Raw genomic sequence first — 16128 nt, forward strand, 5'->3', positions numbered from 1 at the left:
ATGCGCCTCGCCCCTGCCCTTCCCCCCGGCGCGCGTGTCCTGCGCATGGCGCTGCTGACCGCGCTGGGCCTGCTCGCCATCTTCGTCGAGGCCGCGCCGATCGGCGTGGGGCCGCAGGCGATCCCCTCGCCCGACCTGCTGTTCTGCATCGTCGCCGCGATCGCGCTGCGCCAACCCGCCTCGGCTCCGGCGGGTCTCGTGCTGGCGCTGGGCCTCGTGCGCGACCTGCTGACCGACCTGCCGGTGGGGCTGGGGGCGCTCGCGCTCCTGGTGGCGTCCGAGGCGCTGCGCGCGCGCTCGGCCGCCATGGCGCGGCGCTCGCTGGTCAGCGAATGGGCGTTGGTGGCGGCCGCTTTCCTCGCGATGCTCGCGGTGCAATGGGCCGTGCTGTTCGTGACCTTCGTGCAGCCGCCCTACCTGTTCGATCTCGGCCGGCAATGGGTGGTGACGATGCTGGCCTATGCGCCGGTAGTTTTGACCATCCGCTGGATCTTCGGCATCGGCTGGCGTGCCGCCGCGGCGCCCGGCCGCGCCGGCCTCAAGGGCGAGGCCTGAGCGATGGGGGCGACGCGCGGCACCGGGGCGGCGGGCCCGCTCCGCTTCCGCCAGAAGGCTCCGGCGCAGGAGGGGGCGTCGAGCGGGATCAGCCGGCGCGGGGCGATCCTGCTGGGCGCGCAGCTTCTGGTCGCGGGGACGCTGGCCTGGCGGATGCGCCAGCTCCAGATCGTCGAGACCGAGCACTACCGCCTGCTGGCCGAGGAAAACCGCATCAACCTGCGCCTGATCGCCCCCGCCCGGGCCGAGATCTTCGACCGCAACGGCGTGCCGCTGGCCGAGAACCGCCAGAATTATCGCGTTGTGATGGTCCGCGAGCAGGCCGGCGACCCCGAGGAGATGCTGCAGCGCCTCGCCCGGATCATCGACATCCCCGAGCACCAGATGCGGCGGATTCTCAAGGAGTTCTCGGCCAAGCCCGCCTTCGTCCCCGTGCCGATCGCCGATTTCCTCGACTGGCGGGGCTTCGCCGCGGTCAACGCCAACGCCCCGGCCCTGCCCGGCGTGCTGCCCGAGGTCGGGCTCTCGCGCCACTATCCGCACGGCCCCTACACCGCGCATGTCGTTGGCTATGTCGGGCGCGTCACCGAGCGCGACCTGCAGGACCCGGACGACCAGGACCCGATCCTTCAGGTGCCCGAGTTCCAGATCGGCAAGGACGGCCTCGAGCGCGCCGCTGAGCGCGAGTTGCGCGGCTCGGCCGGCACGCGGCGGATCGAGGTGAACGCCGTGGGCCGCGTCATCCGCGAGATCGACCGCGTCGAGGGCGCGGCAGGCAAGGACCTCCAGCTCACGCTCGGCCTCGACCTCCAGCGCTTCTGCCACGAGCGCCTCGGCAACGAGAGCGCGGCGGCCGTGCTGATGGACGTCACCAGCGGCGATCTGCTTGCGCTTGCCTCCAACCCGACATTCGAGCCCAATCTCTTCGTCCAGGGGATATCGCAGACCGACTATGGCGCGCTGACGCAGAACGACCACCGGCCGCTGCACAACAAGTGGGCCTCGGGGATGTATCCGCCGGGCTCGACCTTCAAGATGGTGGTGGCGCTGGCCGCGCTCGAGGCGGGCGTGATCAGGCCGGGCGACCGGGTGTTCTGCAATGGCGGCTACCAGCTCGGCGACCGCCGCTTCCACTGCTGGCGCCGCGGCGGGCATGGCCATGTCGACATGCGCGAGTCGCTCGAGCAGTCCTGCGATGTCTATTACTACGAGGTCGCCAAGCGCGTCGGCATCGACCGCATCGCCGAGATGGCCCGTCGCCTCGGCCTCGGCACCGAGCACGAGCTGCCGTCGCCCGCCATCAAGGGCGGCCTGATCCCGACCCGCGACTGGAAGCGGGCGTCGAAGAAGCAGGGCTGGCAGGTGGGCGACACGCTCAATTCCGGGATCGGCCAGGGCTTCGTGCTGGCGACGCCGCTGCAGCTTGCTGTGATGACCGCCCGCATCGCCACCGGCCGCGCGGTCGCGCCGCGGCTGATCCGGGCGCGCGACGGCGTGCCCCTGCCCGTCCCCGAGGCCCCGCCGCTGGGCCTGACCGAGGCACAGCTTCAGGTCGTGCGCGAGGGGATGCACGCGGTGATGAACAGTCGCCGCGGGACGGCGTGGCGCTCGCGCATCGTCGATGACGCGGCGCTGGTGGCGGGCAAGACCGGGACCAGCCAGGTCCGCAACATCACCGCGGCCGAGCGCGCGCGCGGCGTGTTCCGCAACGAGGACCTGCCCTGGAATCGGCGCGACCACGCGCTGTTCGTCGCCTATGCGCCGTCGGACCGGCCGAAATACGCGATCTCGGTCATCGTCGAGCATGGCGGCGGCGGCTCGGCGGCCGCGGCACCGGTGGCGCGCGACATCCTGATGCGCGCGCTCTATGGCGCCGAGCCGCCCCTTTCGGCCTACCCGGCCGACCAGCGGCCCGAGCGCCCCGCACCCGCGGAGCCCCCGGCCGCGCCGGCCGAGGGCGGCGCACAGGTGCCGACATGATGCCGCTCGCCGAAGCCCGCGCCGTGCGCAGGGCCGAGCGCCCCGGCCTGCTCGCGCGGCTGCTGCGGCTCGACTGGGCGCTGGTGCTGCTGCTCGGCGCCATCGCCAGCGTGGGCTTCCTGATGCTCTACTCGGTGGCGGGCGGCAAGCTCGACCCGTGGTCGGCGCGCCAGATGACGCGCTTCGGCGCCGGCCTCGTCATCATGCTCATCGTCGCGCTGATCGACATCCGGTTCTGGAAATGGGCGTCGCCCTTCGCCTATCTCGTCGCGCTGGCGCTCCTGGTCGCGGTCGAGGTCGCGGGCGAGACCGGCATGGGCGCGACACGCTGGATCGACCTCGGCCCGATCCAGCTCCAGCCGTCCGAGCTGATGAAGATCGCGATCGTGCTGGTACTCGCGCGCTATTACACGTGGCTGTCGCGCGACCTCACCAGCCACCCGCTCTGGCTGATCCCGCCGCTCCTGCTGATCCTCGTGCCGATGGTGCTGGTTCTCAAGCAGCCCGACCTCGGGACGGCGCTGCTGATCGCCATGAGCGGGGCGGTCGTGATGTTCCTGGCGGGCGTGTCGATCTGGTATTTCGGGGCCGCCGCGGCGGCGGCGGGTGGCGTCGTGTGGGCGGTGATGGCCTCGCGCGGGACCGACTGGCAGTTGCTCAAGGACTACCAGTACCGCCGCATCCTGACCTTCCTCGATCCCGAGCAGGACCCGCTGGGCGCCGGCTATCACATCACGCAGTCGAAGATCGCCATGGGCTCGGGCGGGTTCTCGGGGCGCGGCTTCATGCAGGGCACGCAGTCGCGCCTCAACTTCCTGCCCGAGAAGCACACCGACTTCATCTTCACCACGCTGAGCGAGGAGTTCGGCTTCGTCGGCTCGGCCTCGCTGCTGGGGCTCTACGTGCTGGTGATCGTGTTCTGCTTCGTCTCGATGGCCCGCAACCGCGACCGGTTCGGCGCGCTGATCACCGGGGGCCTCGCCGCGACGTTCTTCTTCTTCTGGGCGATCAACATGGCGATGGTGATGGGCCTAGTGCCCGTCGTCGGCGTGCCGCTGCCGCTGGTCAGCTATGGCGGCTCGGCCATGCTGGTGTTGATGATCGCATTCGGGCTGATCCAGTCCGCCCATGTCCATCGCAAGTAGGAAGGTTCCATGGCCCCTCTCGTCGTCTATGCGGGCAAGCCGTCCGAGCGCGCCGCCTACGAGACCAGCCTGACCCGCGCGGCCGAGGCCGAGGGGGTCGGGATGCTCCTGTGCATGGACCCCGCCGACGCCGACCCGGCCGAGGTGGACTACCTGATCATCACCGGCAGCGGGCCGGTTCGCGACTTCGCGCCCTACACGCGGCTCAAGGCGCTCCTCAGCCTCTGGGCAGGGGTCGAGGACATCCTGCGCCTGCCGCTGCCGCACGGCGTGCCGCTGGTGCGGATGGTCGAGGAGGGGCTGACGCTGGGCATGATCGACTACGTCGTCGGCCACGTGATGCGCCACCATCTCGACATCGACCGCTTCATCGGCGCGGGCCCGTCGGGCGAATGGGGGACCGGCGCGCCGCCGCTCGCGCGCGAGCGCCATGTCGGCGTGCTCGGCCTCGGCGCGCTCGGGTCGGTCTGCGCGGGGCGGCTTGCGGCCAACGGCTTTCGCGTGACCGGCTGGTCGCGGACGGAGAAGCGCGTGCCGGGCGTGCGCTGCCTCGCCGGCGAGGGTGGGCTTGGCCGCACCCTCTCCGATTCCGAGATCCTCGTGCTGCTGCTGCCGCTCACGGCCGATACCTCGCGCATCCTGGACGCGCGGCGCATCGGCATGCTGCCCGACGGCGCCTGCGTGGTGAACGCGGGCCGCGGGCCGCTGATCGACCACGAGGCGCTGCTCGCGGCGCTCGACGCGGGCCGCCTGCGCCACGCCACGATGGATGTGTTCGACGTCGAGCCCCTGCCCCCCGAGCACCGCTACTGGACGCACCCGCGGGTCACCGTCACGCCGCACATCGCCTCGGTCACCCGGCCCGAGACCGCCTCGCTCTCGCTGGTGCGCCAGATCGCCCGCGACGAGCGGGGCGAGCCGTTCACCCATGTCGTCGACCGCGCGCACGGCTACTGAGCGGCGCCGCGCCCTGCCATTGCGTGGCGCTCGCCGCGGGACTAAGTGTTTGGCGCGAGTGACGGGGAGCGGACGGCGATGACGGGCGAGAACGGCAACGGCGGTCGGAAGGCCCGGACCTCGCGGCGCCGGCGGGTTTCGCTTGGCCATCGGCTTCGGGCGAATTTCCTCACGGGCCTGATCGTCGTCGTCCCGGTGGTGGTGACGCTGTATCTTACCTGGGCCTTCATCACCTTCGTCGACTCGCGCGTGCTGCCGCTGGTGCCCGCGCCCTACAACCCGCGCACCTATATCGACGCCGACATCCCCGGCTACGGGCTGATCGTCTTCCTGATCTTCACCACGGTCGTCGGCTATTTCGCCAAGCGCGTCTTCGGCAAGCAGCTCATTCGGGTGGGCGAGGACTTCGTCGACCGGATGCCCGTGGTGCGTTCGATCTACAACGCGCTCAAGCAGCTCGTTGAAACCGTGCTGAGCCAGTCCAAGAGCTCGTTCCGGCAGGCCTGCCTGATCGAGTATCCGCGCAAGGGCGTCTGGGCCATCGCCTTCATCTCGACCGACACCAAGGGCGAGATTCTCAGCCGCACCGGCGGGCGCGAGATGGTGTCGGTGTTCCTGCCGACCACGCCGAACCCGACCTCGGGCTTCCTGATGTTCATCCCCAAGACCGACGTGATCCCGCTCGACATGACGATCGAGGAGGCGGCCAAGCTGATCATCTCGGCGGGTCTCGTCAGCCCGCCCTCGCGCGAAGAGATCGCCGCCGAGCAGGCCCGCATCGCGCGCCGCAAGGAACAGCTTGCCCGCGTCGCGGGGGCGAGCCTGAACGGCAACAACGACAAGGGCTGAAGGCGCGGCCCCCGCCCTCAGCGCCGCCGCAGCCCAGCGGCGAAGGCGCCGAAGCCGATCGCCAGCACCGCCACGCAGATGGCCAGCAGCTTCGAGTACTTGTGCTCGAACCCCGTGAGCGCGCCCACGATCTGCGTCCCGCCCTCGCTTTCCACAGCGTAGAGACCCGCCCCCAGCATCGCCGCGGCAAAGGCCAGGAGATAGGCCCAGCGCGCGACCTCTCGCCCGCCGATGATCGAGATCACGGCCACGGGCGCGAGGAACATCGACGCCGTGCCCGACACCGCGACGGCCGTGTAGAGCTCGTCCCAGCCCAGCGCGAGGAAGCCGAGACCGCCCGCCATGCACAGCGCCATCGCGACCCGCCCGTTCGCCAGCGTCCGGCGCGCGAGCCCCATGTCCACGACGGCGAGCTTGGCCGCGCTCGACAGCGTCGAGTCCATGGTCGAGACCGCCGAGACGATCAGCGCGAGGTTGACCATCACCGTCAGCGGCGCCCCCAGCAGGCCCGACAGCGCCGTCTGGAAATCCTTCGCCCCGGCCGCGTGATGCGCCGCCACCACGCCCAGCATGGCGAAGGCGAAGATCGAGGCCATGCCCAGCACCCCCGCCAGCCAGAAGCTCGCGCGCGTCGTCGCCCGGTCGGCGATGAAGCCCCGGTCGGTCATCACCGGGTCGTGCAGCGGATAGCTGATCACCTGTAGGAGCGCGACCGCCAGCAGCACCCAGCCCGGCCCCTGATCGACCCCTGCCGGCGTCGCAAGGTCCGCTGCCGCCACCTGCGGCAGTGCCGACACCGCAAGCCACACCGCCACGAGCAGCCCCAGGAACACCAGCATCTGCACGACATCGGTACGCAGCGAGGCCGAGAGCCCCCCAAGCATCGAATAGCCCAGCGTCAGCGCCGAGATCGCGGCGATCGCGCCCCAGTAGCCAAGGCTGCCGGTCGCGCTGAATACCAGCCCCACCATCAGCAGGTTCGCGAACACCTCGGACAGCAGCCGCGCACCGATGAGGATGTTGAAGCACGCCGTCCCCGCCGTCCCGAAGCGCGCGCGCAGGAAGTCATGGATCGAACCCTGCCCGCCCGTCGCCCTCAGCCGGTCGATCACCAGCCCGCCGGTGAAGAAGCTGAGGTAATAGGCCGTGTAGGCCAGCGCCCCGGCGAGGCCGTAATGGAACGCGAGGACGGCCGCCGTCAGCAGCGAGCGCGCGAAGATCCAGGTGGTCACCTGGCTCAGGACCAGCATCCACAGGCCCGGCGCCCGACCCTCGAGATCGACCCCGCCGAAGAAGCCCTCGGGCGTCGCGGCCCGGCGCGAGACGGCAAAGGATGCCACCATGATGGCGGCCGTCGCGCCCAGGGCGAGCGCGGTCTCAAGGGTCATGGCATGGTCTCCGTGAGGTTCCGTTCAGGACGTGCTAGCAGCAGAAGGCATGAAATCGAAGTCAACGGGGCGTGAGCGGATGGACGGGCATGACGACTGGCTGATGGCGATCCTCACCCGCCCGGCGACGGTCGACGACTACTTCTTCACGCCCGACCTCGACCCGCCGCACGGCGATGCTGCCGAGTTCGCCGCGCATCTGGGCTGGCTGCTGACCGAACCCGGCGCGCGGATGGCGGCTTGCGACGATCTCTCGGTCGCCGCGGGCCTGCGCTGGATCTTCGATTCTGCCGAGCCGCTGATGATCCGCTGCATCGGCACGCCCGCGGTGCCGCAGGCGGTGCGGCTTGCCCTCGTCGCGAGGTTCGAGCGCCTGTTCTCCGAGGTGATCGCGCCGCGCTGCCCGCCTGCGCTGGGGCATCTCTCCGAAGATGGCGGGCCGCTCGGGCTGACGGCCTACATGTTCTTCGACCTCCTATGGATCGAGCCGCCCGCCGATCCCGCCGAGGCCTCGGCGCTCGATGCGGCACTGATCGAGGTGATGGGCGCCATCCTCGCCCTGCCCCATGCCGCCTGGCAGGAGGCCGCGCTGCACGGCCTTGGCCACGCGCACGATCGGGCGCCGGGCCGGGTCGAGGCGCTCATCGACGGCTTCCTCGCGTCCGGCCGGGTGGCCCGGCCGGAACTCGCGGCCTATGCCCGGGCGGCGCGGGCGGGCTGCGTGCTCTGACTCAGCCCGCCTCGCGGATCACGGCGAGGAAGGTGTCTCCATAGCGTTCCAGCTTGGCCGCGCCGACACCGTGGACCTCGCCCATCTGGCTGGGTGTCGCGGGGCGGCGCGCCGCCATCTCGATCAGGCTGCGGTCGGAGAAGACCACATAGGCCGGCACGTTCGCCTCGCGCGCCAGTTCGGCGCGGCGCGCCTTCAGCGCACGCAGCAGCGCCTCGTCCTCGGGCGCCATCCGGGGCGCGGGGAGTGCGCCCTTCCGTGCCGCGGCCTTGCGCGCGGGCGTCTCGCGCTTCAGCTCGACGGGCTGCGTGCCGCGCAGCACCTCCCAGCCTGCCTCGGTCACCCGCCATGCCCCGCCGCGCTCGCCGTCGATGGTGCAGAGGCCCAAGGCCAGCATCTGCCTGAGCCACGCCTGCCAGTCGCCCCGCCCATGCGCCGCGCCGACGCCGAAGGTGCGGATCTGGTCATGGCCGAGGCGCCGGATGCGATCGTCCGCCTCGCCCCGCAGCACCGCCACCACATGCCCCGCGCCGAAGCCCTCGCCGGTGCGCAGCATGGCCGACAGCGCCATCTGCGCGATCTCGGTCCCGTCGATCCGCTCGGGCGGCTCGCGGCACAGGTCGCAGTTGCCGCAGGGCCCCGCCGCCTCGCCGAAATAGGCGAGCAGCGTCTGGCGCCGGCAGGCCGGCGCCTCGGCCAGCGCCAGCAGGGCGGAAAGCCGCGCGTGATCGGCGCGCTTGCGCTCGGGTGGTGCGTCGCCCTCGTCGATCCGGGCGCGCGCGAGCCGGATGTCGTCGGCGCCATAGAGCGTCAGCGTGTCGGCCGGCAGGCCGTCGCGCCCGGCGCGGCCGATCTCCTGGTAATAGGCCTCGATCGACTTGGGCAGGTCGGCCTGCACAACGAAGCGCACGTCGGGCTTGTCCACCCCCATGCCGAAGGCCACCGTCGCCGCCATCACCACGCCCTCGCCGCGGGTGAAGCGGGTCTGGCGCGCCGTGCGCTCGTCGGCGTCGAGCCCCGCATGGTAGGTCAGCGCGTCGACCCCCGCCTCGCGCAGCGCCGCGGCCATGCCCTCGGCCCGGTCGCGCGTCGCGCAATAGACGATGCCCGACTGCCCCGGCCGCGCCGCCACGAAGTCCAGCACCTGCCGGCGCGGGCTTGCCTTGGGCTGGAAGGCGAGGGAGAGGTTCGGCCGGTCGAAGCCGCGGATGAAGCTGCGCGGGCGTCGCCCCGCGAACAGGCGACGGACGATCTCGGCCCGCGTGTCCTCGTCGGCCGTGGCGGTGAAGGCCCCCACAGGCACGCCGAGGCGCGCGGCAAGCTCGCCCAGCCGCAGGTAGTCGGGCCGGAAGTCGTGCCCCCACTGGCTGATGCAATGCGCCTCGTCCACCGCCAGCCGCGCGATGCCAAGCCCCGCCAGCCAGTCGCAGAACCGCTCGGACGCCAGCCGCTCGGGCGCGATGTAGAGCAGCCTCAGCCGCCCCTCGCGCACCACGTCTAGGATCCAGTCGCGCTCGTCCGGCGCGGTCGCCGACGACAGCGCCGCCGCCGTCACGCCGTTCTCGCGCAGCGCCGCCACCTGATCCTGCATCAGCGCGATCAGCGGCGAGATGACGACCGTGAGCCGCCCGCCCACCAGCGCCGGCAACTGGTAGCACAACGACTTGCCGCCCCCCGTGGGCATGATCGCCAGCACGTCCTCGCCCGCCAGCATCGCGGCCACGATCTCGCCCTGCCCGGGCCGGTAATCGTGAAAGCCGAAGACCCGCGCCAGCACCTCGCGGTCGGGCGTCGTCGCCCCTGCCGCGTCCCTCATTCGCGCCACCACAGGCCGGGCCCGGCCCACCAGCCCCACCAGCCATAGAGCGGCGCGCGCTCGGGGCCGCGCACGCCCGCCGAATGCGCGATCCGGTCGGTGGGCAGCGCGCCGAAGGGCACGACGTAGATCCCTGCCATCAGCACCCGGTCGAGCGCGCGCACCGCGGCGCGGAAATCGTCCTCGCCCTCGGCCGCCAGCATCGCGTCGATCGCCGCCTCGACCGCGGGGTCGGCCACGCCCATGTAGTTGCGCGTCCCCGGCGTCTCGCGCCCGGCCGCGCCGAAATAGAGACGCTGCTCGGTCCCGGGGCTCAGCGACATCGACCAGCGGTTGGTCACGATGTCGAAGTCGTAATCCTGCCGCCTGAGCTGGTATTGCGCCGCATCGACCCGCCGGACCAGCATCTTGGCGCCAAGCCGGGCCACCGCCTGCGACCAGATGCTGGCAAGCGTCTCGTCCTCGGTCGAGACGACAAGCGCCTCGACCACCAGCGGCCGGCCCTCGGCGTTGCGCCGCTGACCGTCGACCACCGTCCAGCCCGCCTCGTCCAGCAGCGCCGCCGCCGCGCGCAGGTTGCGCCGGTCGCGCCCCGTGCCGTCCGAGACCGGCGGGCGCCAGCCTTCCTCCAGCGTGCCGGGCGGCAGATGCGCGGCGAAGGGCGCGAGGATCTCGCGCTCGCGCCCCTCGGCGGGACCGTCGAAGCCCAGCGGCGAGTTGTCGAAGAACGAGCGGATGCGCCGCAGTTCGCCGCGGTAGAGCCGCTCGTTGACCCATTCCCAGTCGAAGGCGAGCGCCAGCGCCTCGCGCACCCGCCGGTCGCTCAGAGGCGCGCGGCGGGAATTGAAGACGAAGCCGTCCATCCCTGTCGGCCGGCCATGCGCGATCTCGGTCCGCACCAGCCGCCCGCTCAGAGCCGCGGGGAACTCGTAGCCCTCGGCCCAGCGCACGGGGTCGGCATCGGCGAAGAAGTCCACAGCCCCCGTCTGCACGGCCTGCCACAGTGCATCGGCGTTCCGGAAATACTCGTAGCGCACCTCATCGAAGTTGTTCAGGCCGCGGTTCACCGGCAGGTCGGCCCCCCACCAGTCGGGGTCGCGCCGGAAGGTGACGAAGCGCCCCGGTTCGAAATCCGCGATGAAATACGGCCCCGAACCGATGATCGGCTCGAGCCCGGATTCGCCGAAAGGCCGCCCCTCCCACTGCGCCCTCTTGAGCACCGGGCGCAGGCCGAGGATCAGGGGAAGCTCGCGGTTCGGTTCCGAGAACTCGATGCGCAACGTGCGCTCGCCGCCGCGGCGAATGGCGGCGATGCTGTCCCAGGCGTTGCGGTAGCGGGGGTGCCCCTCGCGACCTAGCGTCTCGAAGGACCAGATGACGTCCTCCACCGTGACGGGCGAGCCGTCCGAGAATCGGGCCTGCGGGCGCAGCGTGAACTCGACCCAGGACCGGTCGGGCGGGGTCTCGACCGTTTCCGCCAGGAGGCCATAAAGCGTGAAGGGCTCGTCCTGGCTGCGCGCCATCAGCGACTCGACCATGTGCGGTGCGACCGCCCAGGGGGCGCGACCCTTGAGGATGAAGGGGTTGAGGCTGTCGAAGCCGCCAACCTCGCCGAACACCGCACGCCCGCCCTTCGGAGCTGATTCGTTGCTATAGGGAAAGGCCGTAAAGCCTGATTCCAAAGCGGGTTTTCCATGCATCGCGATTCCGTGCTCCGGCGCCCCCGAGGCGGGGCCGGCGAGCCCCGCGAGAACCGCGAAAAGCGCGATGCCAGCACGTCTTAGAAGTGTCATTGAATCCGATGCGAAAACCCCCTTGCCGAAACGGGCAAGATTGCGTATCGTCAGATCACTGCTCGATAGGTTTCTTGCCTGTATGAAACCTGCCTCAACACCTGACGCGCCCCCTTCGTGGGGCGCTTTTTTTTGTTTCATCGCGTCGCCCTGCACGCTGCCCTGCCCGGCCATTGCCTGTTTTCGCTCTCGCAATTTTGCATTGCAACATTATGCTGGCCGCCGCAACCGAAGGCGGGCCGCCCGGCAGGGTGGCCCGGAAGGCAAGGCAAGGTAAAGGGGCAAAGGTCATGGCGCTCACGGGCAAGGTCGCGGTCGTCACCGGGTCGAATTCGGGCATCGGGCTGGGGGTGGCGCGTACGCTGGCAATGCGGGGCGCGAAGGTGGTGATCAACTCGTTCACCGACCGGGCCGAGGACCACGACCTCGCCCGCGAGCTCGCCGCCGAGGCCGGCTCGGAGGTCGCCTACATCCGCGCCGACATGTCGAAAGGCGACGACTGCCGCGCACTGATCGCGCGGGCGGCCGAGCGGTTCGGGCGGGTCGATATCCTCGTGAACAACGCCGGCATCCAGCATGTCGAGCGGATCGAGGACTTCCCGGTCGAGCGGTGGGACGCGATCATCGCGATCAACCTCACTTCGGCCTTCCACACCACCGCCGCGGCGCTGCCGGGGATGCGCGCGGCCGGCTGGGGGCGGATCGTCAACGTCGCCTCGGCGCATGGGCTGACCGCCTCGCCCTTCAAGTCGGCCTATGTCGCGGCCAAGCATGGCGTGGTCGGCTTCTCGAAGGTCACGGCGCTCGAGGTCGCGGGCGAGGGGATCACCTGCAACGCGGTCTGCCCGGGCTACGTGCTCACGCCGCTGGTCGAGGCGCAGATCCCCGACCAGATGAAGGCGCACGGCATGGACCGCGACACCGTCATCCGCGAGGTGATGCTGGCCCGTCAGCCCTCGAAGCAGTTCGCCACGACTGAGCAGATCGGCGGCACCGTGGCGTTCCTGTGCTCGGAGGACGCGGCCCAGATCACCGGCACCACGATCTCGGTGGATGGCGGCTGGACGGCGCTCTGAGGGCTCAGGCCGGTTTTCCTTGAGGCCGGCTCATGCCGCCTGACTGTGCTGCCCCGGGCGCGACCCGGGGCCTAGTGTCGTATGCGGCCAGAACGAGGCCCCGGCTCGCGGGCAGGGGCAGCGGACATTCCGACGGTCTGGTCCGATCACTGCAGGCCGGTATCAGGCCCAGCCTTCCAGCACTTCGGCAAGGCTCGCCTCGCGCCGGGCGCGCGGGGCCTCGGTGCCCGGGAAGCGGGGCGCGGGCGCGGGGATCGGCGGGCTGCCCGCGATGGTCGCGCGGGCCGCGACATGGGGGTGGCGGGACGCCTCGCCCAGGCTCAGAACAGGCGTGACGCAGGCATCCGTCCCGGCGAACAGTTCCGCCCACGCGTCGCGGCTGCGGGTGGCGAACCGCGCAGCCAGCGCCTCGGCCAGCCGGGGCCATGCGGCGCGGTCCGACTGGTCCCAGTCGGCGGGGTCGAGGCCCACGCCCTGCATCATCGCCCGGAAGAACTGCGGCTCGATGGCGCCAACCGCGACGAAGCCGCCGCCGGCGCATGTATAGCAGCGGTAGAAGGGTGCCGCGCCATCCAGCAGGTTGTCGCCCCGCCGGTTGCGCCAGACGCCTGAGGCCGCCCAGGCATAGATGAAGGCCATCTGGCTCGCCGCCCCGTCGATCATGGCCGAATCGACGACCGGCCCGCGCCCGGTGCGCCCGGCCTCGATCAGCGCACCCAGCATGCCCAGCGCCGCCAGCATCCCACCGCCGCCGAAATCGCCCACGAGGTTCAGGGGCGGCACGGGCGGGCGCGCCGGCTCGCCCATCGCGTGCAGCGCGCCCGTGAGCGCGATGTAGTTGATGTCGTGCCCCGCCGTCTGCGCCAGCGGTCCCGCCTGCCCCCAGCCGGTCACGCGGACGTAGGCGAGCCGGGGGTTCAGGGCCTGCGTCTCGGCCGGACCGAAGCCGAGGCGCTCCATCACCCCCGGCCGCAGCCCCTCGATCAGCCCGTCGGCACGCGCGGCCAGCGCCAGAGCCGCCTCGCGCCCCGCAGCGGCCTTGAGATCGAGCGCGACCACCCGCTTGCCCCGGTCCATCACCGCGGCGCCGGTGTCCGCGATCAGCGGCCCGCGTGCGACGGCCGGGCGGGCGATCTTGACCACGTCCGCGCCCATGTCGGCCAGCAGCATCCCGGCATAGGGCGCGGGGCCGATGCCCTCGAACTCGACGATCCGCGTCCCAGTCAGCGGCCCGGCCATGCCATCCCCCCTGTCGCTGCCCCCTGCCAGCTTGGCCGCGCGCGGCGGCGCGCGCAAGCGGCGGGCGCCGGGGCTTGCGCGGCGTCCCGCGCGGTATAGGCTCGGGGCGCGTCAACCGTGGGGGCGAGCGATGATCCGGCCGGGGCCGCGCAATTCGATCACCGATGTCGCGGGCATCTTCGTCGGCAATGCCGAGGATGCGGCGCTGACCACCGGCGCGACCGCCGTCATTCCCGAAACCCCTGCCATCGCCGCCTGCGACGTCCGCGGCGGCGGCCCCGGCACGCGCGAGACCGACGCGCTGGGTCCCCTCGGCACGGTCGAGGTGGTGCACGGGCTCGCGCTCTCGGGCGGCTCGGCCTACGGGCTCGACGCGGCCGGGGGTGTGATGGACTGGCTGCGCGAACAGGGCCGCGGCTTCGCGGTGGGCGGGGCGGTCGTGCCCATCGTACCCGCCGCGATCATCTTCGACCTCGCCATCGGCGGTCCCAAGGACTGGCAGACGCCCCCCTGGTGGCGGCTGGGGCGCGAGGCGGCCGCCGCGGCCGGCCCGGACTTCGCGCTGGGCAATGCCGGCGCGGGGCTGGGCGCGAAGGCGGGCGGGCTGAAGGGCGGGCTCGGCACCGCGTCCTTCGTGGCGGGCGGCGTCACGATCGGCGCGCTGGCGGTGGCGAACCCGCTTGGCTCGGTCGTCATGCCGGGCGGCCGCACGCCCTGGGCGTGGTGGCTGGAGCAGGCGGGCGAATGGGGCGGCGTCGAACCACCGGCCGGGCCGCCCGCCACGCTCGACCACGGCTTCGCGGGCGAGGCGCGGGCGAACACCACGCTCGTCGTGGTCGCGACCGACGCGCGCCTGACGCGGGCCCAGGCGGGGCGTATCGCCGCGATGGCGCATGACGGCTTCGCCCGCGCGATCCGCCCTGTTCATGCGCCGCTCGATGGCGACACGGTGTTCGTGCTGTCGACCGGCCGCGCCGGGCCGCCCGCCGATCTCGCGGCGCTCTCGCGGATCGGCATGCTGGCGGCCGACTGCGTCGCGCGCGCCGTCACCCGCGGCGTGGTCGAGGCCGCGCCCCTCGCGGGCCTGCCCGCCTGGCGCGAGCTTTCGTGACCCCTCAGTCCCGTTCGATCAGCGTGACCGAGCTTTCCGCCCCGCTGTCCGCGTCGAAGGCGCGCAGCCGCTCGACCCCCTCGGCGTCGCGCGTGGCGATCAGCACGCGCCCGCCGCCCTGCCCCATCGCCAAGATCATCTCGCCCGCAGGCAGGCTGAGCCGCTCGGCGCCGATCGGCGGCGCCTTGGCAGGCTCGATCGCGCCAAGCCGGATGACAAGCGTCGCCGCGACCGTTACCACCCCCGCGATGAGCACGAAGATCAGGGCGCTGACCATCAGCCGCAGCCGGCGCACCGGCGCGGGCTCGGGCGGTTCGTCCTCGGGGTCGTAGCGGCGGGCATCAGGCATGGACGATCCTCTCGACGACGACGATATGCCGGCCCCGCCGGGTGTGGGCGAGCAGGTCCACGACCTGGCCATCCCGGATGCGGCCGACGGGCTGCGCCTCGACAAGGCGCTGGCAGAAGCAGCGGCCGGCCTTCCGGGCCTGTCGCGCTCGCGCATCGCCGATGCGCTCGCCGCCGGCCGGGTCAGCGACGCGACCGGCGCGACCGTCACCGCCGCGAGGCGCAAAGTCAAGGCGGGCGAGGTGTTCCGCCTCGCCATGCCCGCCCCCGCCCCCGCGCGCCCCGAGCCCGAGGCCATCCCGTTGAGCGTGGTCCACGAGGACGCGCACCTGATCGTCATCGACAAGCCCGCCGGGATGGTGGTCCACCCCGCGCCGGGGGCGGAGCGCGGGACGCTGGTGAACGCGCTGCTCGCGCATTGCGGCGCAAGCCTTGCCGGCATCGGCGGCGAGCGGCGCCCCGGCATCGTCCACCGCATCGACAAGGACACCTCGGGCCTGCTGGTCGTCGCTAAGACCGAGGCTGCCATGGCCGGGCTCGCCGCCCTCTTCGCCGCCCATGACATCGAGCGCGAATACCGCGCAATCCTGTGGGGTGTGCCCGACCGGGCCGAGCCGCGCCTCGCCGGCCTGCCTGGCGTGAGCTTCGAGGACGGCTGGATCCGCATCGAGGCCGCGATCGCGCGCCACCCGGTCGACCGCAAGCGCATGGCCGTCGCGCGCGCGGGCGGGCGGCACGCTGTCAGCCGCCTGCGGGTGATCGAGGTCTTCGGCGATCGGCCCTTTGCCTGCCTCGCGGCCTTTCGGCTCGAGACCGGCCGCACCCACCAGATCCGCGTCCATGCCGCCCATGTCGGCCACCCGCTGGTGGGCGACCAGGTTTATGGCCGGCCGCGGCGCCTCTCGCCCGACGTGGCCGGCGAGGGAACCCGCGCTGCGCTGGCCGCGTTTCCACGTCAGGCGCTCCATGCGGCGCGGCTCGGCTTCCGCCACCCGGTCACGGGTGCCGATCTTTGCTTCGAGAGCCCGATTCCACCTGATATGGACACGCTTTTGTGTATTTTGCGCCGGAAATCTTAGATTGGTCGTTGAAAGGATAGTCGCGCGGAACGGCGATCCTATATCTCGCCGACCTCAGATCC

14 protein-coding genes are annotated in these 16128 nt (G+C 71.8%); 9 read left to right on the plus strand and 5 right to left on the minus strand.

Annotated features, from left to right (window positions below):
• From M1105_RS17505 to M1105_RS17525, 5 genes are all read left to right on the plus strand, one after another.
• Nucleotides 1-555, plus strand: coding sequence for a hypothetical protein (locus M1105_RS17505; protein ID WP_249581677.1), 555 nt, complete (start codon nt 1-3; stop codon nt 553-555).
• Nucleotides 556-558: 3 nt separating this feature from the next.
• Complete coding sequence (gene mrdA / locus M1105_RS17510; RefSeq protein ID WP_249581678.1) at nt 559-2535, plus strand: penicillin-binding protein 2; 1977 nt, start codon at nt 559-561, stop codon at nt 2533-2535.
• Nucleotides 2532-3680 carry a rod shape-determining protein RodA gene (rodA, locus tag M1105_RS17515; protein ID WP_249581679.1) on the plus strand — a complete coding sequence of 383 codons (1149 nt, stop codon included), beginning with the start codon at nt 2532-2534 and terminating at the stop codon, nt 3678-3680. Before mrdA ends, rodA begins: the two co-directional genes overlap by 4 nt.
• A gap of 9 nt (nt 3681-3689) precedes the next feature.
• Entirely contained in the window at nt 3690-4637 is a 948-nt protein-coding gene (locus M1105_RS17520; RefSeq protein WP_249581680.1) for a 2-hydroxyacid dehydrogenase, read from the plus strand.
• Between the two features lie 78 nt (nt 4638-4715).
• The gene (locus M1105_RS17525) at nt 4716-5486 is read left to right on the plus strand and encodes a DUF502 domain-containing protein (protein WP_249581681.1); all 771 of its coding nucleotides are present in this window, start codon (nt 4716-4718) and stop codon (nt 5484-5486) included.
• A gap of 17 nt (nt 5487-5503) precedes the next feature.
• On the opposite strand, the gene M1105_RS17530 is transcribed toward M1105_RS17525, so the two are convergent.
• Nucleotides 5504-6874, minus strand: a complete 1371-nt coding sequence (locus M1105_RS17530) for a sodium:solute symporter family transporter (protein WP_249581682.1) — start codon at nt 6872-6874, stop codon at nt 5504-5506.
• 49 nt (nt 6875-6923) lie between these two features.
• Here M1105_RS17530 and M1105_RS17535 point away from each other — a divergent pair, with 49 nt between their 5' ends.
• Nucleotides 6924-7604, plus strand: a complete 681-nt coding sequence (locus M1105_RS17535; RefSeq protein WP_249581683.1) for a hypothetical protein — start codon at nt 6924-6926, stop codon at nt 7602-7604.
• Between the two features lies 1 nt (nt 7605).
• Here M1105_RS17535 and recQ read toward each other — a convergent pair whose 3' ends face one another.
• Entirely contained in the window at nt 7606-9420 is a 1815-nt protein-coding gene (gene recQ, locus M1105_RS17540; RefSeq protein WP_249581684.1) for a DNA helicase RecQ, read from the minus strand.
• Complete coding sequence (locus M1105_RS17545) at nt 9417-11213, minus strand: extracellular solute-binding protein (RefSeq protein WP_264759705.1); 1797 nt, start codon at nt 11211-11213, stop codon at nt 9417-9419. The genes recQ and M1105_RS17545 overlap by 4 nt, the downstream gene beginning before the upstream one ends.
• Before the next feature lie 290 nt (nt 11214-11503).
• On the opposite strand from M1105_RS17545, the gene M1105_RS17550 reads away from it, so the two are divergent.
• Nucleotides 11504-12289 carry a 3-hydroxybutyrate dehydrogenase gene (locus M1105_RS17550; protein WP_249581686.1) on the plus strand — a complete coding sequence of 262 codons (786 nt, stop codon included), beginning with the start codon at nt 11504-11506 and terminating at the stop codon, nt 12287-12289.
• A 162-nt stretch (nt 12290-12451) separates the two neighbouring features.
• Here M1105_RS17550 and M1105_RS17555 read toward each other — a convergent pair whose 3' ends face one another.
• Nucleotides 12452-13528, minus strand: coding sequence for a CaiB/BaiF CoA transferase family protein (locus M1105_RS17555; RefSeq protein WP_249581687.1), 1077 nt, complete (start codon nt 13526-13528; stop codon nt 12452-12454).
• 130 nt (nt 13529-13658) lie between these two features.
• On the opposite strand from M1105_RS17555, the gene M1105_RS17560 reads away from it, so the two are divergent.
• Nucleotides 13659-14639, plus strand: coding sequence for a P1 family peptidase (locus M1105_RS17560; protein ID WP_264759706.1), 981 nt, complete (start codon nt 13659-13661; stop codon nt 14637-14639).
• Nucleotides 14640-14643: 4 nt separating this feature from the next.
• Here the strand turns inward: M1105_RS17560 and M1105_RS17565 are convergent, their stop codons facing one another.
• Nucleotides 14644-14988: a DUF6476 family protein gene (locus M1105_RS17565; protein ID WP_249581688.1), complete on the minus strand. Its 345-nt coding sequence runs from the start codon at nt 14986-14988 to the stop codon at nt 14644-14646.
• Between M1105_RS17565 and M1105_RS17570 the strand changes: the two genes are divergently transcribed.
• Entirely contained in the window at nt 14987-16066 is a 1080-nt protein-coding gene (locus M1105_RS17570) for an RluA family pseudouridine synthase (RefSeq protein ID WP_249581689.1), read from the plus strand. The genes M1105_RS17565 and M1105_RS17570 overlap by 2 nt on opposite strands.
• Nucleotides 16067-16128: the final 62 nt, after the last annotated feature.

Origin of the sequence: Thermohalobaculum sediminis (genome assembly GCF_023487995.1) — a bacterium.
Taxonomy (GTDB): Bacteria; Pseudomonadota; Alphaproteobacteria; order Rhodobacterales; family Rhodobacteraceae; genus Thermohalobaculum; species Thermohalobaculum sediminis.